The sequence below is a fragment of the Vibrio sp. CCB-PB317 genome (genome assembly GCF_022808245.1).
GTDB lineage: Bacteria > Pseudomonadota > Gammaproteobacteria > Enterobacterales > Vibrionaceae > Vibrio > Vibrio diabolicus.
The window spans coordinates 1,147,206-1,168,859 of sequence record NZ_JALGNU010000002.1 but is presented as its reverse complement, the minus strand read 5'-3'; the positions used below and the strand labels follow the sequence as shown (position 1 = coordinate 1,168,859).

Annotated in this window: 19 protein-coding genes; 8 read left to right on the top strand and 11 right to left on the bottom strand. The window is 43.2% G+C overall.

Annotation, left to right across the window (positions count from 1 at the left end):
* The first annotated feature begins 27 nt into the window (after positions 1 to 27).
* From MTR11_RS14395 to yegS, 3 genes are all read left to right on the top strand, one after another.
* Positions 28 to 453 carry a bifunctional diaminohydroxyphosphoribosylaminopyrimidine deaminase/5-amino-6-(5-phosphoribosylamino)uracil reductase RibD gene (locus tag MTR11_RS14395; protein ID WP_243327903.1) on the top strand — a complete coding sequence of 142 codons (426 nt, stop codon included), beginning with the start codon at positions 28 to 30 and terminating at the stop codon, positions 451 to 453.
* A 173-nt stretch (positions 454 to 626) separates the two neighbouring features.
* Positions 627 to 1,532, top strand: coding sequence for a LysR family transcriptional regulator (locus MTR11_RS14390; RefSeq protein ID WP_191907364.1), 906 nt, complete (start codon positions 627 to 629; stop codon positions 1,530 to 1,532).
* A gap of 8 nt (positions 1,533 to 1,540) precedes the next feature.
* Positions 1,541 to 2,443: a lipid kinase YegS gene (yegS, locus tag MTR11_RS14385; RefSeq protein WP_243327902.1), complete on the top strand. Its 903-nt coding sequence runs from the start codon at positions 1,541 to 1,543 to the stop codon at positions 2,441 to 2,443.
* A 77-nt stretch (positions 2,444 to 2,520) separates the two neighbouring features.
* Here the strand turns inward: yegS and MTR11_RS14380 are convergent, their stop codons facing one another.
* The 4 genes from MTR11_RS14380 to MTR11_RS14365 all read right to left on the bottom strand — a co-directional run bounded on the left by MTR11_RS14380 (position 2,521) and on the right by MTR11_RS14365 (position 6,598).
* Positions 2,521 to 2,856, bottom strand: coding sequence for a NirD/YgiW/YdeI family stress tolerance protein (locus MTR11_RS14380; RefSeq protein WP_104973619.1), 336 nt, complete (start codon positions 2,854 to 2,856; stop codon positions 2,521 to 2,523).
* Between the two features lie 15 nt (positions 2,857 to 2,871).
* Entirely contained in the window at positions 2,872 to 3,519 is a 648-nt protein-coding gene (locus tag MTR11_RS14375) for an AcfA family outer membrane beta-barrel protein (RefSeq protein ID WP_243327901.1), read from the bottom strand.
* A 165-nt stretch (positions 3,520 to 3,684) separates the two neighbouring features.
* The gene (locus MTR11_RS14370; RefSeq protein ID WP_243327900.1) at positions 3,685 to 5,298 is read right to left on the bottom strand and encodes a VRR-NUC domain-containing protein; all 1,614 of its coding nucleotides are present in this window, start codon (positions 5,296 to 5,298) and stop codon (positions 3,685 to 3,687) included.
* Positions 5,299 to 5,365: 67 nt separating this feature from the next.
* Positions 5,366 to 6,598 carry an OFA family MFS transporter gene (locus MTR11_RS14365; RefSeq protein ID WP_031780690.1) on the bottom strand — a complete coding sequence of 411 codons (1,233 nt, stop codon included), beginning with the start codon at positions 6,596 to 6,598 and terminating at the stop codon, positions 5,366 to 5,368.
* A gap of 577 nt (positions 6,599 to 7,175) precedes the next feature.
* Here MTR11_RS14365 and MTR11_RS14360 point away from each other — a divergent pair.
* Positions 7,176 to 7,532 (top strand): hypothetical protein, encoded by a 357-nt coding sequence (locus MTR11_RS14360; protein WP_005398137.1) that lies wholly within the window; start codon positions 7,176 to 7,178, stop codon positions 7,530 to 7,532.
* 68 nt (positions 7,533 to 7,600) lie between these two features.
* Here MTR11_RS14360 and MTR11_RS14355 read toward each other — a convergent pair whose 3' ends face one another.
* The 4 genes from MTR11_RS14355 to MTR11_RS14340 form a co-directional block, all read right to left on the bottom strand.
* A complete protein-coding gene (locus tag MTR11_RS14355; RefSeq protein ID WP_243327899.1) occupies positions 7,601 to 9,490 on the bottom strand; it encodes a M48 family metallopeptidase in 1,890 nt (629 codons plus the stop codon).
* The gene (locus MTR11_RS14350; RefSeq protein ID WP_006742324.1) at positions 9,490 to 10,080 is read right to left on the bottom strand and encodes a LemA family protein; all 591 of its coding nucleotides are present in this window, start codon (positions 10,078 to 10,080) and stop codon (positions 9,490 to 9,492) included. Before MTR11_RS14350 ends, MTR11_RS14355 begins: the two co-directional genes overlap by 1 nt.
* 226 nt (positions 10,081 to 10,306) lie before the next feature.
* Positions 10,307 to 11,674, bottom strand: a complete 1,368-nt coding sequence (gene dcuC, locus MTR11_RS14345) for an anaerobic C4-dicarboxylate transporter DcuC (RefSeq protein WP_243327898.1) — start codon at positions 11,672 to 11,674, stop codon at positions 10,307 to 10,309.
* A gap of 355 nt (positions 11,675 to 12,029) precedes the next feature.
* On the bottom strand, positions 12,030 to 13,154 hold the full coding sequence (locus MTR11_RS14340) for an acyl-CoA desaturase (RefSeq protein ID WP_005398197.1): 1,125 nt from the start codon (positions 13,152 to 13,154) through the stop codon (positions 12,030 to 12,032).
* A gap of 272 nt (positions 13,155 to 13,426) precedes the next feature.
* Here MTR11_RS14340 and MTR11_RS14335 point away from each other — a divergent pair, with 272 nt between their 5' ends.
* On the top strand, positions 13,427 to 13,975 hold the full coding sequence (locus tag MTR11_RS14335; RefSeq protein ID WP_005398196.1) for a GNAT family N-acetyltransferase: 549 nt from the start codon (positions 13,427 to 13,429) through the stop codon (positions 13,973 to 13,975).
* An 86-nt stretch (positions 13,976 to 14,061) separates the two neighbouring features.
* Here the strand turns inward: MTR11_RS14335 and MTR11_RS14330 are convergent, their stop codons facing one another.
* Positions 14,062 to 14,679, bottom strand: a complete 618-nt coding sequence (locus tag MTR11_RS14330) for an HAD family hydrolase (protein ID WP_243327897.1) — start codon at positions 14,677 to 14,679, stop codon at positions 14,062 to 14,064.
* 367 nt (positions 14,680 to 15,046) lie between these two features.
* On the opposite strand from MTR11_RS14330, the gene MTR11_RS14325 reads away from it, so the two are divergent.
* Positions 15,047 to 17,092 carry a response regulator gene (locus tag MTR11_RS14325; protein ID WP_225461055.1) on the top strand — a complete coding sequence of 682 codons (2,046 nt, stop codon included), beginning with the start codon at positions 15,047 to 15,049 and terminating at the stop codon, positions 17,090 to 17,092.
* Positions 17,093 to 17,195: 103 nt separating this feature from the next.
* On the opposite strand, the gene cqsA is transcribed toward MTR11_RS14325, so the two are convergent.
* Positions 17,196 to 18,377, bottom strand: coding sequence for an alpha-hydroxyketone-type quorum-sensing autoinducer synthase (cqsA, locus tag MTR11_RS14320; protein ID WP_006742320.1), 1,182 nt, complete (start codon positions 18,375 to 18,377; stop codon positions 17,196 to 17,198).
* Positions 18,378 to 18,717: 340 nt separating this feature from the next.
* Positions 18,718 to 19,662, bottom strand: a complete 945-nt coding sequence (ylqF, locus tag MTR11_RS14315) for a ribosome biogenesis GTPase YlqF (RefSeq protein WP_243327896.1) — start codon at positions 19,660 to 19,662, stop codon at positions 18,718 to 18,720.
* A gap of 678 nt (positions 19,663 to 20,340) precedes the next feature.
* Between ylqF and MTR11_RS14310 the strand changes: the two genes are divergently transcribed.
* Positions 20,341 to 21,528 carry an EAL domain-containing protein gene (locus tag MTR11_RS14310; protein WP_243327895.1) on the top strand — a complete coding sequence of 396 codons (1,188 nt, stop codon included), beginning with the start codon at positions 20,341 to 20,343 and terminating at the stop codon, positions 21,526 to 21,528.
* Positions 21,500 to 21,649, top strand: a complete 150-nt coding sequence (locus tag MTR11_RS14305) for a hypothetical protein (protein ID WP_413777600.1) — start codon at positions 21,500 to 21,502, stop codon at positions 21,647 to 21,649. Before MTR11_RS14310 ends, MTR11_RS14305 begins: the two co-directional genes overlap by 29 nt.
* Positions 21,650 to 21,654 lie beyond the last annotated feature (5 nt).

The following is a 21,654-nucleotide window of genomic DNA, read 5'->3' as shown; positions in this document are numbered from 1 at the left end:
TCGTTTTTATTAGAGAATAGAGTTCAAATGAGCCAAGAGTTTATGCTCCGCGCATTGGAAGTGTCCAAAAATGCGCTTCCTGAATGTCAACCCAACCCGCCGGTTGGCTGCGTGTTAGTGAAAGACAATCAAATCGTTTCAGAAGGTCATACTCAAGCTATTGGTGGCAACCACGCGGAAGTAGAAGCGCTGAATGCATATCAAGGCTCGTTAGAAGCGGTGACGGCATACGTTACGCTCGAACCGTGTTCGTTTGTAGGTCGTACGCCAGCTTGCGCGGTGACATTAGTGAAATCCGGTATTGGCAAAGTCGTCGTAGCCATGTTGGATCCAGATCCGCGCAACAGTGGTCGAGGTATCGAGATTCTAAAACAAGCCGGTATTGAGGTAGAAATTGGTTTATGCGGCGAGGAAGTCAGCGAGTTTCTTACCCCATATTTAGGCAAATCTTAATGTAAGCTTTGGCTTGCACGATAGCTACTCACTTATGCGGTGAATGGAGTACGTCAAAATTGAGTTAAAACTCATTAAAACAGGTCGTACCGCCCATTTCTTGTACTTGGCTACGTTAACAATCATGCTGTTAGATTAAAATAGAAAAAGTGATTTTCGAAAAATTTAATAGCATGAAACCGACCGATCTTAATCTTATCCCCATCTTTATTGCCATTTATGAAGAGGGGAACTTATCTAAAGCGGCAGCACGTCTTAGTATCACGCAGCCCGCAGTCAGCAAAGCGTTGGCACGCCTTCGTGATATTTATGACGAACCTTTATTTCATCGCTGTACCAAGGGGGTAGAACCTACCTCTTTTGCAATGGATATTTACCCTGCGCTGCTTACTTCGGTGCAAAACTTTACTTCAACTCTGGCGGCTTCTAGCGAATTTGACCCTAAAGTGTCGAATCGAGTGTTTTCCATTGCTTGTGTCTCTGTTGCAAGTTTTGAGTTGCTCCCTCAAGTCATGAAACAGATCCGTGAGTTGGCACCACATATTGCTTTAGAGGTTCATCCACTCTTTACAGAAGATTTTGAAAGCGATCTGCGTTTGCAACGTTACGACTTGATCATTGATATCGCGCCAAGAGCACGAACAGTTTTAAAAGTTGAAACTGTGCTTACTGAGCGCTTGGTGGTGGTGTGTAGCGAGGAGCACCCACGCTTAAAGAACGAGATTACGGCTGAACAATTTTTTGAAGAAGAACATGTGGTGGTTTCGCAGTGGCAGAGTCGTAAGAGCTTGTTAAACGCCGATGATATTGTCGACTTGGACAAAAGAAAGATAAAGTATCGAGCTTCTGGCGTGTTGGAAATGCTACCTGTTATCTGTGGTAGTGAATATATTGGTTTAATGCCCGAGTCGATGATCAACTTGTTCAACAACACCTATCATGTTAAATCTTTATTTATGCCATTTGATGAACAAACCTATGAGCTCTGCACAATATGGCATCCTAGTCGGACAAACGACAGTGCCCATCAATGGTTGCGATCACAGATTAAACGAGCAGGGAAAACCATCAACCAATAGGAAGTGCAATGAAGAAGACAATACGTGCCATCCTTAACGGCAAAAAAGCTGGGAACCCAGAGTTAAGAGATGCAATCATGAAAATGAGAGACAAGGGCGTCGATCTGCAAGTGCGAGTGACTTGGGAATCTCAAGACATGCCGCGCTTGGTGAAAGAAGCGGTTGATGAAGGGATTGAACGTATTGTTGTCGCTGGTGGCGATGGGACCGTCAATGAGGCGGCTTCTGCGATTATCCAAATTGAAGAAGAAAAACGCCCTGAGTTAGCCATTATCCCTCTTGGTACCGCAAATGATTTTGCCACCGCGATTCAAGTGCCAGCTTCTATCAAGGCGTCTTTATCTCTCGCCGTAGAAGGGCAGTCTGCTTTGGTTGATTGTGTCAAGGCTAACGATCGCTACTTTATTAACGTGGCAACAGCAGGGTTTGGCGCAGAAGTTACGGCAGAAACGCCTGTTGAACTTAAAAACTTTCTTGGTGGCGGCGCTTATACACTAACCGGTGTTGTAAAAGCGCTCGGCTTTAAACCTTATGACGGAACAATAACAATTGAAGGCGGGGCTTATCAGGGAGAAATGTTGCTTGGCGCTTTCTGCAATGGTCGCTTAGCTGGAGGTGGGCAAGAGTTAGCATCGAAAGCGATGATTAATGATGGCTTGATGGATCTAACATTGGTGCGTCCATTCTTACCTCATGAGCTGCCGAAAGTTATCGAAGAGATCAATAATCCTAGCGAGAAAGGTGAGTTTGTAAAACACACAAGAGCAAGCTGGTTAGAGATAGACTTCCCAAATCCACTACCGCTTAATTTAGATGGTGAACCATATCATTCGAGAACAATACGGTTTGATGTTCAGCCTAAGAGTATACGATTAGTCTTGCCGCAAGATTGTCCTTGCTTGACCAGCTAAACGAGTAGTTTCAAGGCCCATAAACAACACAGCCTCCAATATGTGGCTGTGTTGTTTGTGTTGAGGTGTCAGGCGAATTAAAGCTTTTGAATGGTTTCTACGTCAATCTGCGTGGTTGTCCACTCTGAGTCAACTTCGCCTCGAATCGTCACTTTATCGTTTGGACCAACGTCTAGCCCCATCCAATCTTCATTGTCGATTTCCACTTCGATTTCACCAGTCTCATCTTTGAACAAGTAAGTCTCGTTACCAAGAGATTGAACAATGTGCCCGGTTAACATGACGGCGCTGTCGTCGGTTGCGTTGTGCGCCTCTTTCACCGAATTAATTACGCTTATTTCTGGACCATTAAACGCGGCGAAAGCTGAGCTTGAAAGTAGGGCAAACATGGATGCTAAAATCATTTTTTTCATTATCGTCTCCTTAAATTAGAAGTAGTAAGTTGTGCCTATGTTAAAGGATGCCGTGTTTGCGTAGCTGTCTAGTTGATATTTTGCGTTTGCACCAATGGTGAACTGCGGGAAAATTCGGTATTCCGCACCCACTGAGAATATTGCGCCTAGCTCGTTGTTTTTCTCCGTGCTATGGAAAAGCGTGTTGTTCATTTCCACATCGTCATTCGCGACAAGCTCATATTCTTGATGTTTCGAAACTTTGGCGTCGTATTGCGTGTACGTTAGACCCGCTTTGAATTTTGTTGTCCATTTATCATTTAATGCATAGTTAAACACAGGTGCCAGCGACACTTGCTTGGCTTTGATTGACGCATCCCAATCCATTTCATGATGGTAATCTTTGCCATCGATTGACTTGATACCTAGGTTTTTTGAACGACTATCATCAAGGTCAAACTGGCTGTAACCCAGTTCCAATGCCCAGTTGTCATTAAATGCGTAACCGACAAAGCCTGAGAAAATACCGTCTTCAAGCTCAGGGTTGAGTGTTACGTTGTCAGTTGAAAAGTGAGGTTCCAAATCATGGTCAGTGGTGCCTAGTCCATATTCCAGACCTACATAAGGAGCCGCAGATACCGAAACAGAGCAGGTAACAAGTAACGCAAGAAGTGTTTTGTTCATTTTATTTTTCCTCTTCAAGTCAACTTAGTGAGTAGAAGCGCATTTTGTGTGAAGAAGCGTGAAGCGATCGTGAAGAAACGAAAAAATGTTTAGAAAAAAGAGCAAGGGGCGATAACCGAGGGGCGGTTTGAGTGAACAAACACCAAGCTCTTTATATAGAGTAAGTTAAGTTGCTGCGACGTAACACACCGCAAACGGGACATTAAGGCGAGTAAACTCTTTGATCCAACGCCATTGGTTATCCTGGAGTTTATCGCCAGGGCCTTTCACTTCAATCCACTCGAACTCATTTTCTTTAAAAGCAATGAGATCCGGCATCCCATTGCGGTAAAGCTTAAGGTCGCTCAATTGTATTTTGAACAGAGCCATCAGCATATTGGTTGGTATAGTGTTGAGCGCTGTTTCGAGTAGCTCTTTACTTATTAAATTCCAATGTACAAATGGATTACTGATGCCAAACTTCTCATCGTATTTTGCCAATAACGTCTGGGTGCTGCCTGCTTCTAGTTCGGCAAAAGCGGTGTCTATCAAAGCTTGGCGCTTGGTAACAAAATCCGAGTGATATAAATCTAAAGGACGATGTTGATAAGCGTTAATGAATGCCCCTTCAATAGGAGCAAAAATCGCATCCCAGAATGTAAGCCCCAGTAGCGAGTTGAGCAACGCATTTTCAGCGTAAAACACATTCCAGCCTAAGGACTCAAAATACGCTTTACTGGCAAGCTCGACTCGTTGTTGAGATAAATCCAGTTCAATATGGTATTCGGAGCAGAGTGGCTTCGCTACTCTTGGTACTTTCGCGCCTTGTTTTCGCTTCAACCGTTGCTCAAGTTTTTGTGCGACTTCGAGCTCAGACACATCAATTGGCGACTGCAGCATCTCTGTGACAATGTCACTAAATAAATCATCATGGTTCAGTTTGTCATAGATACGTGCACGTCGTTCTCGGCTCGGAGTGAGCTGAGTTTGGCTAAATAGAGATAGGGCGGTCTCTAGCTCATTAATACGCTCATAGTCTCGCGCAATGTCATTCAACATGTGTTCGCGTTTACGATCTACGTAATGGTGACTAACTGGATGAGGCATTGCCTCAATTAATAAGTCGAGGTTCGCTTTGTCTTTTCGATCAAATTGCCAGTACAGGTTGGCTAGTTGGCTCAGTTCAATTAAGCGGTCTATTTGCTCACGTGAATCAAAGAAACGGCGCACTTTACTCAATTGGTATTGCTCGAACTGATGTAGACCTAAGTCATCAAGCACGAACTGACTTAAGTCTTGATGGGTGTTGGCAAAAAATAGGGTGAGTAAAACGTCGATCATGTGGGCGGAATTGAGTTTGATGATCTTAAACTCAAGCTGCTCAAAACGATCAAATTCCGTGTTGCTTAAACGCTCTACAAGGGCATCTTTCTTTAATGACTTCGGTAGCTCTGGGTAAAGTGCAGAGATCTCCGGTTTCGTCAGTAAGTTAGACGCTAACTCTTGATGAGAGAGTGTTGGGGAAAGGGCCACAAACTCATGTTGACTCAATTCTGCCAGTGCTTCATTGATAGAAGGTATTTCTTGATAACTCAGCTTATCACTTCGAAACCAACACCCTTTTCGGCTGTATAAACGCACCAATAGGCATTGGGCGTGTTTGCTCAAGGAATCAAACGAGCAAAGCCAAGCGTGTTCTTCCTCGGTCAGTAAATCGCTGTACCAGGTTACTGTGTGGTGAGTCAGCTTAAAGAAGTTTTCTAGATAGTAGTCTGGTGCAAGTTCGATAGGGCTTTCCATAAACGACCGATAACAAAAAAGGCTTAACCCATAGGTTAAGCCTTTTCGCTATCAAATCAATTTGCAATTATGCGTTTTTTAGCTGCGCTACTTTCGCTTCAGACAGTGGCTTAGTGATGAACGCAAGTACGATACATACTGCCATCATTGCTGAAGAAATAGTGTAAGCCAAGGTGTAGCCTTCGCCGTTCGTCATAGAGAAGCCAACAACTGCTGCGCCGATTGCACCACCGATACCCCATGCAGTGTAAAGCACGCCGTAGTTAGTTCCGTAGTTTTTCAAACCGTAGAACTCGGCCGTTAGAGTAGGGAATACCGCTAGAAGTGTACCGTAACCTACCGCTGCGATCGCAGTACCAATGATCAGAGTGAACTCAGAGTCGAACGTTGCGAACAGCACCATGTTTACGCCTTGTAGGACGAACGCAAGTAGAAGCGTACGTACACCGCCTATTTTATCTGCAAGCATACCCGCAGCAACACGGCCGCCTGAGTTGAATACAGCAAGAATAGACGCTAGGTAAACGGCGTTTGGTAAGTTTGCTTGAACGCTTGCGATTGTCGTGATGTTACCGATGATCATTAGACCAACAGAAGCTGCGAATGCGTACATGATCCATAGAGAGTAGAACTGTGGCGTCTTCAGCATTGCTTTCCAAGTTAGGTCATCTGACTTTTTCACCGCTTTAGGTGCTTGACCTTCTTTTACTTTCGGCTCTGCAGGCGTGTAGTCTGCTGGTGGGTTATTGATGGTTGCAGCAAGAGGAACTGCAATTGCCAAGATACCAACACCAAGAACCATAAAGCTCGTTTGAATGCCCATGCTGTCGATCAATGATGATGTTACTGGTGCTAGGTAGATAGCCGCTAGACCAAAACCAGCCGCAATAATGCCGTTAACCATGCCTTTCTTCGAAGCGTGGAACCATTTCATTGCAGAAGGTGATAGGCATGCGTAGCCAAAACCGATACCTGCACCTGTGATCACACCGAAGGTAATGTTCAGCATGAGTGGAGTGTCAACAAAGCCAGACGCGATCATGCCTAGACCTGTAAGAACAGTACCTAGGATAAGGATCATACGCGGACCCATGCGGTCTTGCAGAATACCTGCAACAAGAAGACAGATAGAGAAAGTGATGGTTGCAGTTGCGTAAGGTGCAGAAGCTTCTGCAGCACTCCAGCCTGATTCAGTTACCAGTGCCTTGTTGAATACACTCCAAGCATACAGGATGCCAAGACAAAGGTTGATACAGAACCCTGCTAACAGGATGCGCATAGCTTTATCAATCTTGCTCATTTTCATTCTCAGTTTTTCCTCTTGTTGGCAATGCCGCAAAGAGGGTTGGTTTAAAGATGTTTTTTCTCAAAATTAGTTTGCGTTTTTCAACGATTAACGCAATGAGCGCGGATTATAACCAATAAATATGTGATTGGAATCTCTTTTTGCCGTTACTGATAAAATAATTTGAAACATTAAAAGCGGATGTGAATTCATGGTTTTGTATGTGGTTGGAGTGTTATCAAAAAGTGATGATTTTTGTTGTGAGGAACGAGGAACTAGTCAAAACAGAGAATTCAGTGCGCAGTTGGGTGCACAGCTCACATTTCATATAAAAAATTTCAAAATGTTACCGTGTTAACTCCCTGTAACAAAAATGACTGAAATATCGTCTTGTCGCCGTAAGTATTGGATGTAAAGGGTTTCTTAAATTTAAATTGTTAACCTTTTGTAATAACTAGGGCTGATTAGGTTTTTTGTGCATTAAGTGAACAAAAAAGTCACTTGTAATTGCAGATTATAGGAGCAGAATATAGCGAAAAATGAGATTTCATTTATGAAGGGATGCTTTTTTAGACTTGTTGTGAGGTGACTTATGAAACTGTTCCTATTACTCATGGCTTCGGTATCTGCTGGTGTCGCATCTGCAGACCACATCCATTCATTTATGTTGGGTCTATCTATTGCTTCTCTAGCGGTAGGGAGCTGTTATTTCTTTGCATTCCGTAGCTCGCGCTTTCCACAGCTTGCTTTATTCTTACTAATTTGCGGCATGCTTTCTAAGTTGACGATAACGGTTGTTGGTGTGATGTGGGGAATGTCGGCTGAATTAATTACATCTCCAATCGTATTCGCACTTTCGTATTTATTCTTCTCTCTCGCCGTGACCTACTTATGGTTTAGTTATCGAGAGAGTATCACTAAGATCCCTGATCGATTTAAGTCAGCGTAAATCGTCAAATCAGAAAACATAATGAAAAAACGCCAGCAAAAGTGCTGGCGTTTTTGTTTAAAGCTAAGTCAGTTAGCTTGTTGTGTTTGGCTCGGTAGGGTTTGTCCTGTATTGACTGATACTGTTAGTGGCGGCTCTGGAACTTCTAAGAAGCAGGCGATTACTCTATAGAGTTCTCCTTCCGCAACGGTAACCTTTCCATCCGATTCAATCGCTAATCGACACGCTTTTACGAACAAGCGACGACTTTTCGGTTTGAGTTGCAGTAGGAGCTCTAAAGCGGCGCGATTTAGGCCCCAGTTCTTATTTGCGGGTTGTAACTCTGCATCATTAAAGCCCAAACAGGTTAGGGCGCTGCTAAATGCACGTTGAGCGTCTTCCGGTTGAGAGTGACTAACCCAAGCCAATTCGCGCAGTAGCCAAAACACACTCTCTTTTAATTGCTTTAAAGACTGGATCTGTTTTGTACATCCATACGATTCGAGTAGTTGTTTCTCCAATAAGTTGATGACACACCATTCTGCGAGTGAGTAGTGGTCATCAGTTTGAGAGAGTTCACGTAGCACCTGGCACAGTCTGTTTTTCTGACCCTCACTCAGCGATTTCAAGGCAGGGATGGAGAGTTCGAGTAATGGAAAGCGTAGGTGAAGAGGCAAATCATAATCTAGCCATGGTAATAATTGTGCTTGAGACACATTTGGGATATGACTTTTTATCATCTCTCGCTGGAGTTTACTGCCATCAAATATCAAGGCAAAAGCAATAAAGCGCGCACTGTATGGTTCACGAGCGATGTCGACAAGTTCGGAAGGAAGTTGGTTAAGTAGTTGTTGACCTACTTCGCTGAGTTCTGCAGTGGTTGGTTTCTCAGGTTGTGTCGACGTCCCTGATGAGAATCCACTAACGTTATCATTCTCAAAGCTTGTCGTTGGACGATGCGAACTTTGAGAAAAACTTCCATCCCAACCAGGTTCAATTCGGCGAATCCGCTCTTCTAGTGGAGGGTGAGTAGCAAATAGGCCAGAAAAGCCGGAGATTTTGCTTTGACCAAACATCATATGGCTCATCTCATCGCTTGCTTTTGTATTCAATGAAGAACCCACCATATGACTACCAATTTTCTTGAGTGCACCAGCAATGCCTTGATCGTTTCGAGTAAATTGAACGGCACTGGCATCAGCGAGAAATTCACGTTGACGAGAGATTGCAGCTTTGATCATCGAGCCAAACAAGGTGCCAATCCAGCCCAGAACCAAACAGATAATCGCAATCAGCATGATAACCGCAAAGCCTTTATCGGAATCGGAAGAACTTCTTGATACGCGGCTCGTATGATGAGTGTTATCTAAGACCAAGTGTCCAAAATGTGCAATGCAAGTGATGCCAAACAGCACGCCGATAAGACGCGTATTCAAACGCATATCTCCGTTTAAGATATGGCTGAATTCATGAGCAATGACACCTTGTAGTTCATCTCGCGTGAAGCTATCCAGTGCGCCTTGTGTGACGCCGATGACGGCATCATCAATGCTCATGCCTGCTGCGAAAGCATTGATACCACGCTCTTCCTGCATCACATAGACGGGAGGAACCGGAATACCAGATGCAATTGCCATCTCTTCCACAACGTTGAGCAGTTGTCTATGTTTTGCATCTAAGGTGTTTGAGGAAATCAGCTTGCCACCTATGCTCTCAGCAACCCCTCGGCCTCCATTGGAGGTGAGGGCGGATAAGCGAACCATTGAACTTATCGTAACAACCAGCAATACGCCAGCAAAGCACAACAAGACGTAGGTAAGTGCTGTTTCTTGATCAAAGTGTTCGCCTGTTACTCCGTAATAGATACCAATCGATAATACGCTTACCAAACCAGTGATGGTGACAACTGCTAAGGAAAACAGGAACACCAAAAGCCCAGTGCGTTGACGCGCGGTATCTTGATGGTCAAAGAAATCCATTAGAACTCAACCTTCGGGGCCGCTTGTATTTCAGCACTGTCAGAAAACTCTAACAGTTTGCCATCTTGGAATCCGAATGCGTTGGAAAACAACACTGGCGGGAACGTTTGTTTGTATGTGTTGTAGCTGGTTACCGCATCATTAAATGCTTGGCGAGCAAACGCAACTTTGTTCTCAGTGCTGGTTAATTCTTCTTGAAGCTGACTCATGGTTTCATTCGCTTTAAGCTCAGGGTAGGCTTCCACTACAACATTAAGTTTGCCCAACGCACTTTGCAGCATGCCTTCTGCTTGGTTTAGTTGGCTAATTGCCGCATCACTACCAGGTGCGTCACTGGCTGCTTTCAGGCCAGCAATTGCTTGATTACGAGCTTGGATGACACGTTCAAATGTTTCTTTTTCGTGTTCCATATAGCCTTTTGCAGTATTAACTAAGTTCGGAATCAAATCGTATCGACGTTTTAATTGAACCTCTATTTGAGCGAAGCTGTTTTTGAAACGGTTTTGTAGAGTAACGAGCTTGTTGTAGATACTGACGGCGTACACCACAACGAGCAGGACAATAACGATAAAGACAATAAATGCAGTCATAATAAATCCCATTTTTTTAATGTATTCAGTTCTTATATAAACTGTTGAGATATTAAGCAAATGCTTCTGAAGAAGCGATGTAATAACCGAGAAATATGTCACGAGTTGAGTAACAATTAAAATGCATTTACAAAGCAATACAGAAAGAATAATGGCACTGGAGAGATGAAAGAAAAAGGCCCAGCTAGAAGCCGGGCCTTGTCGATAAGCGATATTGGCGATGCCGTTAGGCACTCATTGGAACAAGTACCATAGTACCAATAATAACTGTGATAAGACCTGCAAGAACCGGAACAGATGTTCGTTTTACAACCTCAAACGGGCTGATGTTCGCCATACCGGATGTCGCAACGATTACGCCAGACACTGGTGAGATAGTACGACCTAGGTTTGATGCTTGAAGCATCGGGATAATTAGGAACGCTGGGTTTAGTCCCATTTTCGCAGCCAAAGATGGTGCCAACTCTACAAATGCATAGAAAGGCGCGTTACCAGACCCCGTTGCAATTGCTGCTGCAACTGTCAATGCAGTAAGGATAAGCATTAAAGCAACACCGCCTGCGCCTGCATTGTCTGCAAGGTGAAGTAGGTTATCGATAGCGCCGATAGACATTAGACCTTGCGCAAAAACCCCCGCTGCAACCAAAAGCATCACAACGCCTTTGAACGCGTCAGCCATGCCAGCGTGACAAGAATCTAAATCTTCTAGTGATTTCTTACCATCAAACTTATTTACAACGTAATGGATCAGAGCGCCAAGGAAAATCGAACCGACCACAATAGTATAAATGTCTAGGCTAAGTCCTGGAATGGTACGACCGTTGAATAGGAACACGCCGATGATAGGTAGAAATGGCAGTGCCGCATAAAACGCTGGTGCATCGGCTTTGATCTCTGATACGTCAATTTTTTCCATTGGCGTATTTTCTTTCTTATCTAAGTATTTGTTCCAGAAGAAAGCCGCGGTAGCCATCACGATGATTGCGCAAATAGAAACAGGCAACACTGTTTGTACCGCAAAAACATCAAGCGCCAAGCCAGATTTTTCGGCGGCGATCACCACATCACCAGAGGTTGGAGAAAGAATGATTGCCGCAGGAGAGGCACAAACTGCAACCGCTGCTGGACGAGAGATCCCCATCGCGACCATCATTGGGAACAATGTCGCCATTAATAGTACGCCAAGGCCAGTTGCAGAACTTACCGCAAGAGACATCAAACACGCCACAATGTAAGCCGCTACCAAAAGGACATAAGGGGATTTGATAACAGAAAGCGGTTTAGAGAACTGTTTCACTACAACGTTATTCGCGCCGATGTGAGTCATATAGGAAGCGAAGCCACATAGCAACATGATTTGCATACCAAGGCCGCCGCCGCGGTATTGTAGCATGTATTTCACGTATTCTAGCGCGTCTGTCACCATGTTACCGGTTGAGGTGATTTTTGAGGGCAGAACGTCATGCCCCAATACGCCAGTCATAAGAAGTAAAGCAATACCAGCCGTCAGTAACACGCCCGCTGCTTTATAGCCTTTGACGATAAAGTAACCCACAGCAATGGTGACAACTAAGCCAATTAAGAGCTCTAACATAGGGATCTCCGAATGTTATGAAAAAAAGAAAGAAACTGTTTCAGTTTATGACAAGGAATTTACAGAATTCTTAACTGTGGCACGAGACAAATATGGGGCTTGCATGATCTGAGACAAATAATAATTTAATAATTAATTTCGTTAGATTGTATTGTTGGAATTTGGTTTTCTAAGTGTTATGTGCTGGTTTGAAGCTGTTTGCAGGAAGGAAAATATGACCAGAAATTTGAATAAATAGTGAGGGAATTGATTCAAAATGAGAAAAAGAAACAACTCAGTGAGTTGGGAGAGGGTAATAATCCTTGCAACAAAAAAGCTTCGCCGAAGCGAAGCTAAATCGTAAGGATGGGTTAAGTTAAGCGTATCGGCGCACCATGAGGTTCCAACTGCGTTGTTGCCGTTCGAACTCCGCTTTGATTTGCTGATACTTTATCTTTGTCACAGAGCACTCGTATTTTTTTACCACACTGGCTGTTTTTGCACCGAGTACTTCCTTGCGCATTTCATAATATTCCTGCATGTGATGAACTAGCGCATCAAACTCGTGTTGTAACTGATCGAGAATCGTCTGCGTATTCGGTTTTGCTCCCAGTTTTTCTTTTGCTTTCTTCAAGAGTTGAGTTGCGCGAGCTTTTTCTATTCTAAATGTTGGCGTTGTGCGTAATTTAGATGTCAGTCCTAGCCAAGAGCATGACTTAATCAACCACTTTGTTGGGTCGTAATGCCACCAATACACACCATTACGATAGTCATTCTCGAAGATATGATGGAAATTGTGGTAGCCCTCACCAAATGTGAAAAAGGCTAACACGCCGTTGTCGCGAGCGGTGTTTTTGTCCGTGAAAGTCTGTTTTCCCCAAACATGCGCAAGTGAGTTAATGAAAAAGGTCGTGTGGTGGCTCATAAAGAGTCGAGCGGCACCAACTACTAATAACATACCCCAAATATCGCCGTAGATAATTCCAAGAGCGACCGGAAAGCCAATATTGGTGAGTAGAGCAAGTGGAACATAGTACTTATGTTGCCACATGACGATTTTGTCACGTTTTAAATCGCGGCAGTTGGTGTATTCGTTTTCCTGCGATTTGTTGTAGTCGCGTAACATCCAGCCAATGTGAGAATACCAAAAGCCACGTTTCGCTGAGTAAGGATCTTTGTCGTTATTGTCGACATGCTTGTGGTGTACACGATGATCAGAAGACCAGTGTAATGCACTATTTTGCAAAGAAAATGCTCCTCCAATCGCAAAAATAGCACGTAAAATTGGATGAGCTTCGTATGTTTTGTGGCTCCAGAGTCGGTGATAGCCTGCGGTAATAGAAAGATTCGTAAAACTGAATGCCATCACTCCCCAAACTAGATGCTCCCAACCCAGTCCAAAATGATATGCATACCAAGGCATTACAATAAAAGTCAGAACAAAACTGGAAGAAAATATCAACGTATTCAACCAGATAATGGGTGGTTTGTTTTGAGTCACAGGTGTATTCCTAACTTTGAGCTAACAACTGTTCGCCAGAATATCAGCGTACACGTGTAAGTCAAATTAAAGTTAGACAAATGTGACTGTTCCTTTGGATGTACATTAAGGAACTTGATGGGATATTTTGCTTTTAATTGAATAATGAGTAGTATTAAAAAATGAGCTCTGGCTTAAGGTGTATAAAATCTGCCAAGAAACAAGTGTTATAAAGGTGGAATATGCCGAGACTCTATAAAGAAGTAAAAAATGTAAGAAAATAGGAATACGTAATGGATTTACGATTAGCGGAATATAAGGACTACGAGCGCATTGCGCATCTTCATGCGGATAGTTGGAAGCGTCATTACCGTGGCATTCTTAGTGATAACTATCTTGATAAAGAGGCGATTGACGACAAACTACTGATCTGGCAAACCCGTCTGACCAACCCACCATTCAACCAGCACATTGTCTTGGCGGAAGAGGGTGGTTTATTGCTCGGCTTCGTTTGTGTGTTTGGCAACCATGACTTCGAGCGTGGAACCTTTATTGACGCACTGCATGTTGATGACAGCTACCGTGGTCGTGGTATTGGCAAGCAGCTATTACTTGCTGTCGCAGAATGGCAGCAACAGTACTTTAAAGACACTGGTCTTTATCTAGAAGTCGTATCGCAAAACATTTCTGCAATTGAATTCTACCGCCATATTGGAGGTCAAGAATGTCAAGAGCGAACTTGGCGTGCGCCAGGTGGTACAGAAGTATTGGAGAAGGTATTCCGTTGGAAGAATGCTCAGTCATTAGTTAGTGGGATAGAAGAAAACGTTATTTACTCCTAGTCTGACGTTTTAGCTTAGCAATAAGAGCAGCATCAACGCTGCTCTTTTTTGTGCCTGTCCTAAAGTTTAGTGTTTCAGTGGGCGACTTAAAAGCAAAGCCCCATGGCTTTTAGCTCTGACTCGCATTGCTGAGCATTTTCAAATTGAATGGCTTCCATGCCTACCGCTCGGGCCCCTTCGACGTTGTATGGCATATCATCAAGAAATACCGTTTCCTCAGCCTGAAGCTGATACGTTGAAAGTAGGGCTTGGTAGATCTCAGCTTGTGGCTTTAGTAACTGCACTTCAGAAGAGATGATTGCACCGTCAAACAGCGGCCAGAATTCATAGGTAGCACGAAGATGCTCAACAATTTCGTTGACGTTGTCTGTGAGCGCATAAACGCGATATCCTGCACTTTTTATTCTTTTTAGCAGTTCGACACTGCCGTAAAGTAATATTTGTGTATGTTTTACGTAGTAAAAAAAGCGGTCCATTTCTTCCGCTGTCACTTTGTGCTCACGTTGATAGCACAGTTTGGCTTCCTCTTCGGAAATGATTCCTTTGTTTAAGTCTTTCCAGATTTGTGATGAAAACAGCAACTGGGCCATTTTTTCCGCTTCTACTGCGTGACCAAATGTTAAGCGAACAATCTCTACCGGAGACCAGCGTACTAATACATTTCCCACATCAAAAATTACGTTTTTTATTTGTAAAGGTTCCATAACACACCCCAAGCCAATTGTTCATCACCGCGTTACATCCACAGTGAGTGCTGTCATTAAATCTTTGGAAGTTCGAGCCAAAGGCGCTGTTTAAATGTCTCGAACGTATATGAGATTAACATCCCTTAGGATACAACGCGATTATCGCAAAATTACACTAAACTATATGCAACTTCATTTATTTGGTTGTAAATCAAGTGTCGCTATCTTAAAAGATTGAAATTAAAGACAAGCGTCGCGAAATATTTGCGCCATTTCGCGCTGCTTATAAGCGTTAAGTAATATATAATTACTTAATAATAAAACGATAAGAATGAATGCAAATCACACTATTGGGACGTCAGGCGGAGTAGGCAAAATAGATAATATGGACTCGATACGTAAGGTTTATCAATATGCAGAACCCAACCTGACTCTCGTTGGTTGGATGGGGTTTCTTGGCTTTCCGCTGTACTACTTTGTTTGGGATTTTGTTTTCCCACAGGCTTATGAAAACTTGCCGCTCAGATTGTTTTGTTCACTATTGTTCTTTGGCATCATTTTTAGAAATCGCCTGTCGTCAACGTGGCGAAAATATATCCATATTTACTACCAAGTGACGATAACGATCTGCTTACCGTTTTTCTTTTTCTATATGTTACTGATGAATGACTGGTCCAATGTTTGGGTCATGTCCTTTATGTCCGCGATTTTCTTGCACATTCTATTGGTTCATGTCACAAGAGTTATGTTCGCTCAAACTTTTGCCGGAATAGGTTTAGCGACGTTCTTTGCTTGGGTGGCGAAAGGGTTTCATCTCGATTTAACAATGGACTGGACGCATGTGCCAATCTTTCTCTTTATTTATGTATTTGGCAATTTATTCTATTTTCGGAACCAAGTGGAGCACGAAGCGAAGGTGTCGCTGGCTAAGTCATTCGGGGCCGGAATTGCGCATGAAATGCGTAACCCTTTAAGTGGCCTTTGCACGTCAATCGATGTTATCCAATCAGTCTTACCCAATAAAAAAGAAGCCGAGAAAGACCAATATCTGATGAGCGGAGAGGATGTCACCCTGCTGCGTGAAGTTAGTGAGGATGCGATGAACATCATCCAGTCGGGCAACGAGACGATAGATTTACTTCTGACATCGATAGACGAAAACCGTGTCTCGCGATCCAGTTTTCAAAAGCATTCTGCTCACTCTGTGGTTGAAAAAGCGATTGAAAGCTTTAGTTATAAGCGTGCGACGGATCGCTTTGCTATATCCCTAGATGCGAGAAGTGAGTTTGATTTTCTTGGTAGCGATACCTTACTCAAATACGTTATGTATAACCTTTTCAAGAACGCCTTCCATCATCGCACGTCTGAAGATTTCCACATACATGTGTCCATGACGAGCACGGAGCAATCAAACCAAATCGTTGTAACCGATAATGGTGCCGGTATTGCTCCTGATGTCCTACGTAATATATTTCAGGACTTTTACACAACTGGTAAGTCAGGCAGCTATGGTTTGGGTTTGCCATTTTGTAAAAAAGTGATGCGTTCTTTTGGAGGTAACATTGAATGCCAGTCTCAGCTAGGTGAGTGGTCTCAGTTCACGTTAACTTTCCCGCCGATCACATCTGATATCGTGACTGAAATTAAAAACGATTTGACCAAACTCAAAACCATCCTAACGGTGACTAATCAAGATATTCTTGTGTCGAAAGTGACGGACATTAGCCGTTTTATGGGTTTTGAATCAACGATCTTAGATGTTAATCAAGTGCTCAAAAAGAAAGAGTATGAGTTCGAATTCGACCTGATTTTTATCGATCTTGAGAGCTTGGATGCAAGAGCAAACCAATTGGATAGATTAGAATCTCTTTTGTCTTTCACGGAAGCTCGTATCGTTTATCTTTTTGAGCATCACCCGACACAGAGAGCATGCAAAGCGGCATATGAGCCTATTTGGGTCGAGACTCAAGCCTGGTTATTGAATACTAAGCCAACCATTGACCGTCTCTTGTATGATTCAAGCTATGTATCGACACCAACGGCCTCAGTGGCTTTGGATACGTCAAATAAGCGGACAATTATGGTCGTGGATGATAACGAATCTTTGCGAAAATTTACCGCGATGTTACTCGAAAAGCAGGGCTTTGAAGTGATTCAGAAAGAAGACGGGCAGCAAGCACTGGATACATTAGAGCAAGAGAACGTTGACCTCATTCTTATGGATATCGAGATGCCCATCATGGATGGTGTAGAAGCTTCAAGGCGAATTCGAAGCTCGGATAAAAACTATGCGTCGGTACCTATTATTGCGCATACTGGGGATAGCTCACCTGTTACGCTGGACAAAATAGGCTCTTCTGGCATGTCTGACTTTATCGTGAAACCAGCGGATAAAAATCGCTTATTCGACAAAATCGCAAACTGGATTTAATCACTCGCAACTGTGTTATCTTGAGACGAGTTGATCATAACGCGAATACGGATAAAGAGCTCAGCAAAACTGCTGAGCTCTTTATTTTTACCTACACTATAGCTTATACAAACTCTAGATCGGGATGAACAAACGCTTCTTGGCAGGCGGAAAGAACGTGATCGACTTCGGCGGCAGTCATGTCCGCATTGACAGAAAAACGAATGATGTTCTTGTTTCTTCCTGTTGCAGGGCGACAGAAAACTGCACCAAAGACATTCCTTTCTTCTAGAAAGTCGCGAACTCGCTCAGTGTTTCTTTCGTTGCCACATTCTAGCGCGATAATTTGCGACTCACTGCGAATAGTAAACCCAATACGTTTTAAACCAACGGCTAGAGACTTCGCTCTTTTAAACAAAATCTCCCGCTTGTCATCGGCTTTTTTTATGACGTCCAGTGTTTTTTCTAACCGAATAATTTCTTGCGGTAACACGGTGGAGCTGAAAATGGCAGGATACGCGACAAATGGAAGTGTCTTCGCCAGCTTTTCTGCCCCTAAAATTGCGCCAGCACGATAAGCAAATGTCTTTGCAAGACTTACGGTTACAAAATCCACCATATGAGTCAAATCCAGCTCTTGCAGTAGCCCAGCGCCTTGCGGACCGTGCGTACCTAACGAGTGCGATTCATCCACAACTAAGCCGCAGTCAAACTCTTGTGCTATTTCGTAGATATCACGTAGAGGAGCAATGGTTCCGATAGTGCTGTAAACCGAATCCACAACAATAATTCCCGAACCATGGCGTGAAATCTGTTTTCGCAAGTGGTTGGTGTTGTTATGCATGAACGGATGAATTTGTGCTCCTGCGATACGTGCACCTTCCCATAAAGACATATGCGCAAAGAAGTCGATATACACAGGTATGTTCGGTGCACAAATAGTCTGTAATAAACCGACATTCGCAGCCCATCCTGATTGAGAAAGCAGACAGCTAGGCATGCCGACAAAACTGGCTAGTTGAGTTTCAAATGCAGGTTTTGATTCATCATCTTGCAAGAAAATCGCGGACATCACGACGTTGTCATCGTGTTGAGAAATCGCATCACGATGCGCGTTTTGAATCTCCTTGTTATGGGACAGTGCAAGGTAATCATTGCTTTGCATAACAACGGCATTACACGGTGGACGTTTACCAAGAACAAGGTGTTTCTTGTTCTCGTTCGGTTCAATTAGATCTTGAATATGAAAATCTAGGCGTTCCTCAATAAAGGAAGGAAGTGGTTTGCTTTGTATAGTTTCACTCATAATAAATCTCTTCTTCATATGGAAAAACGCCAGCGCTGACACTTATTCATATTGCGGATTTTGGGGAGAGTGTCACTAACCAGGTTGCATAAGTTTGCAGACCCTTGCAAACTCGACATTTGAGGGTTGGATGGTGGCTGTAACTCTATAGGGGCCCGGGGTCTAAACTAGTTTGTGCTTAAAGTTTATACGGCGATTTTGCGGTGTTTTTTTCGTGCTTCATGTCTGGACTTTTTATGAGGAATATAAAGTTTGAAAAGTGAAAAAATGGGCGCATTCGATAACAAAAAAGGCGCGAAAATCGCGCCTTAAAATATGATTGGGAAAAGATAATATCAGTTTATCGCTTATTACGTAGATAGCGCTTGCGGCGCTCTTCTTTACGCTTCGCTTTTTCTTCTTCTTTACGAGCGGTTTCAATCTCGACTTCAATCAGCTCTTGAGTGATCATTTCTGGGCGCTCTAGTGTAATTTGGCCTAGTGTCCCTTGGCGAAGTTCGTGCAACAAAATCTCTGATACTTTGTGCAAGTCCACACGTCCACCTGCGCGTAGTGCACCACGGCGACGACCAATTTCTTCCATGATCTCGATATCTGATTCAGGAAGCTCTTCGATTTGGTAACGCTCTTTAAGCTTGTCTGCATAGTGGGCTGCTAGGTACTCAATGGTGTAAAACGCAACCTCGTCGTATTCCATCGCAGTATCTTTTACAGCGCCAGTAGCAGCTAAACGGAAGCCACTGTGTGGGTTTTCCACTTTAGGCCACAGAATCCCTGGAGTATCGGATAAAACGATGCCATTTTGCAGGTTGATGCGCTGTTGACGACGTGTTACCGCGGGCTGGTTACCTGTCACCGCGATCGTTCGACCAGCTAGAGTATTGATGATTGTTGATTTCCCAACGTTTGGGATGCCCATGATCATGGTACGAATGTTTTTACCGATCTCTTCACGGTGTGGGGCAAGTTTACGGCAAAGCTCCATGATTCGATGCACTTCTTGCGGTTCTGACGTCGTGATCGCCATTGCTTTTACGTGTTGCTCTTGCTCCAAGTGCTCAATCCATAATTGAGTTAACTCAGGATCGGCCAAATCACTCTTGTTCAAGACTTTAACGACCGGCTTGTCACCACGGATTTGAGAAATCAAAGGGTTTTCACTACTGAAAGGAATACGAGCATCCAGTACTTCGATGATCACATCCACTTGTGGGATTGCTTCTTCGATCTCTTTGCGTGCTTTGTGCATGTGGCCAGGAAACCACTGGATTGAGTTATTAACCATTTGAATTTAATACCTTAATTTTCTTACTGCTCCAACGGGCGTACGAGTAGTAATTTGAGCTTCGAGCAGCATAGTTTTAGACTGAGTGTGTTAAAACCGTACTTACTTTTGTGGCTCTGTACCGCAAAGTTGAGCGTTTCTTTCGTGTTAATGAGCTAGTTTATCACGGAATGAAGGCGAAGCATTCAAGATGGAGACAAAAAGCCATGGTTTACAAACGAGCAAGCAAACATTTGTTGAGTATGCTCGCCAACGGACTTACAACAAGTATTCACTTTGGTGAGATATTAAGCGCAAATATTGTGTAGTCAAAGGTGGATTGTTTTGTCGGTTTTTTCTGACATATTTTAAATTTTTATCTTTATATCAGTAATTTATATTTCATTTCGCTATTAGTCGAAATTTGACTTTTAGCCGACACAAATTAATCTGACTGCCCAGTCCGAGTAAGGCATTATGCTCAGTACGATAAGTCGTATTACAGCGTTGTCCGTTGCCACATTTTTGCCAGTAGTTTTTTTTTTAACTCATTGATAGTGACAGTTATTGAGAACAGACAAGCAGACTGAGTTTTACATTGAGGCTGAGTAATGCTGGTCGATTTTGATCAGCGAGTGGCAGGATTAATTTAACCAATCGAGCAGGAGATCGAAAATATAGATTATTGGATAGAGATAAATGAATACACAGCTTAATGTGATGGTGATTGATGGTCATCCTCTACAAACCAAGATACTTACCCAAATATTGGGTCATAGTGGCGCTTCAGTCAGTACATTCAATTGTGTGGACACTGCTAGTCAATGTGCACAAGAGCAATATTTTGATGTGATCTTTTGCGATCTCCAGATGCCGGGAAAAGGCGGTATCGACATCTTGGAAGTATTCGACCAAATTCAGTATCACGGGCAAGTCGTGCTAGTCAGTTTGTTGGAGCAGAGCATCATCTCGGCAGTACGAGAAATGTGCGAAGGGTTTAGTTTTGAGATATTAGGAGAACTGCCTAAGCCGTACGACGAAATACAAGTGGTTAAACTCTTCAGCCAAATAAAAGATGAAAGAACGCGAAAAACAGCGTTTGCTCAACCTATCGTACTGCAAGACCAAGAGTTTTTATTTGCTTTGGGTGAAGGGCGAGTGAAGAATTATTACCAACCTTTGGTAGACGCACACAGTGGTGAGCTTTTAGGTTATGAAGCGTTAGCGCGTTGGGTGCATCCTATTTATGGCGTGTTGTTACCAAACCACTTTCTTCCGATCGTAAAACGATGCCATTTGTCTTCTGAACTTTTTCAATCAGTGCTGATTAATACAATCTATGACATCAACAATAGGGGATTAACCCAAAAGGTCTCGATTAATGTCGACCACGAAAACTTGAACGACCCTGACTTCTCGCATCGTTTTATTCAACAATGCTCGGAGAGCGGTGTCGACCCGTCACAAATCACCATTGAGATTACAGAGCGGGAAGCTTTCCAAGCTAGCACGTCTATCTACAAAAACCTCATCAAACTCAGAATGAAAGGTGTCACGGTATCAATTGATGATTTTGGTACGGGCTCATCTACATTTGAAAAGTTGGCAAAGTTACCTTTTAACGAGATCAAACTTGACCGCGTTTTTGTCTACGGAGCGAGTGAAGACCTGAAAAAGAAAAGCATTGTCATCGCTATTTGTGCTTTAGCGAAAAGCCTCAATATTCGTATTGTCGCAGAAGGTGTCGAAGACGAAGTAACCTATAAAACCATGCGCGAATGTGGAATAGACATCTGCCAAGGCTTTTACATTGATAAGCCCATGCCGTTAGAGGTAATCACTATTTTGAAGCAAAGATATGAAAGCATTGAACGGTTTGATCTTTGATGATCAGATGCTTATCTGTATGGCTATCAGTGATAAAACCGTGAGTATCAAGAAACGTCGATTTCTAGACAAGTTTAATGTGAATAATGTTATTGAACTTGCAAAAGTAGTGGGAACATAAAGTGT

Coding starts and splice junctions, on each gene's coding strand:
- MTR11_RS14390 (WP_191907364.1), top strand. CDS start 627: ATGAAACCGACCGATCTTAATCTTATCCCCATCTTTATTGCCATTTAT.
- MTR11_RS14395 (WP_243327903.1), top strand. CDS start 28: ATGAGCCAAGAGTTTATGCTCCGCGCATTGGAAGTGTCCAAAAATGCG.
- MTR11_RS14330 (WP_243327897.1), bottom strand. CDS start 14,679: ATGGAACCTTTACAAATAAAAAACGTAATTTTTGATGTGGGAAATGTA.
- MTR11_RS14380 (WP_104973619.1), bottom strand. CDS start 2,856: ATGAAAAAAATGATTTTAGCATCCATGTTTGCCCTACTTTCAAGCTCA.
- yegS (WP_243327902.1), top strand. CDS start 1,541: ATGAAGAAGACAATACGTGCCATCCTTAACGGCAAAAAAGCTGGGAAC.
- MTR11_RS14355 (WP_243327899.1), bottom strand. CDS start 9,490: ATGGATTTCTTTGACCATCAAGATACCGCGCGTCAACGCACTGGGCTT.
- MTR11_RS14375 (WP_243327901.1), bottom strand. CDS start 3,519: ATGAACAAAACACTTCTTGCGTTACTTGTTACCTGCTCTGTTTCGGTA.
- cqsA (WP_006742320.1), bottom strand. CDS start 18,377: ATGAGTGAAACTATACAAAGCAAACCACTTCCTTCCTTTATTGAGGAA.
- MTR11_RS14360 (WP_005398137.1), top strand. CDS start 7,176: ATGAAACTGTTCCTATTACTCATGGCTTCGGTATCTGCTGGTGTCGCA.
- MTR11_RS14350 (WP_006742324.1), bottom strand. CDS start 10,080: ATGACTGCATTTATTGTCTTTATCGTTATTGTCCTGCTCGTTGTGGTG.
- dcuC (WP_243327898.1), bottom strand. CDS start 11,674: ATGTTAGAGCTCTTAATTGGCTTAGTTGTCACCATTGCTGTGGGTTAC.
- ylqF (WP_243327896.1), bottom strand. CDS start 19,662: ATGGTTAATAACTCAATCCAGTGGTTTCCTGGCCACATGCACAAAGCA.
- MTR11_RS14365 (WP_031780690.1), bottom strand. CDS start 6,598: ATGAGCAAGATTGATAAAGCTATGCGCATCCTGTTAGCAGGGTTCTGT.
- MTR11_RS14335 (WP_005398196.1), top strand. CDS start 13,427: ATGGATTTACGATTAGCGGAATATAAGGACTACGAGCGCATTGCGCAT.
- MTR11_RS14305 (WP_413777600.1), top strand. CDS start 21,500: ATGAAAGCATTGAACGGTTTGATCTTTGATGATCAGATGCTTATCTGT.
- MTR11_RS14325 (WP_225461055.1), top strand. CDS start 15,047: ATGGACTCGATACGTAAGGTTTATCAATATGCAGAACCCAACCTGACT.
- MTR11_RS14370 (WP_243327900.1), bottom strand. CDS start 5,298: ATGGAAAGCCCTATCGAACTTGCACCAGACTACTATCTAGAAAACTTC.
- MTR11_RS14310 (WP_243327895.1), top strand. CDS start 20,341: ATGAATACACAGCTTAATGTGATGGTGATTGATGGTCATCCTCTACAA.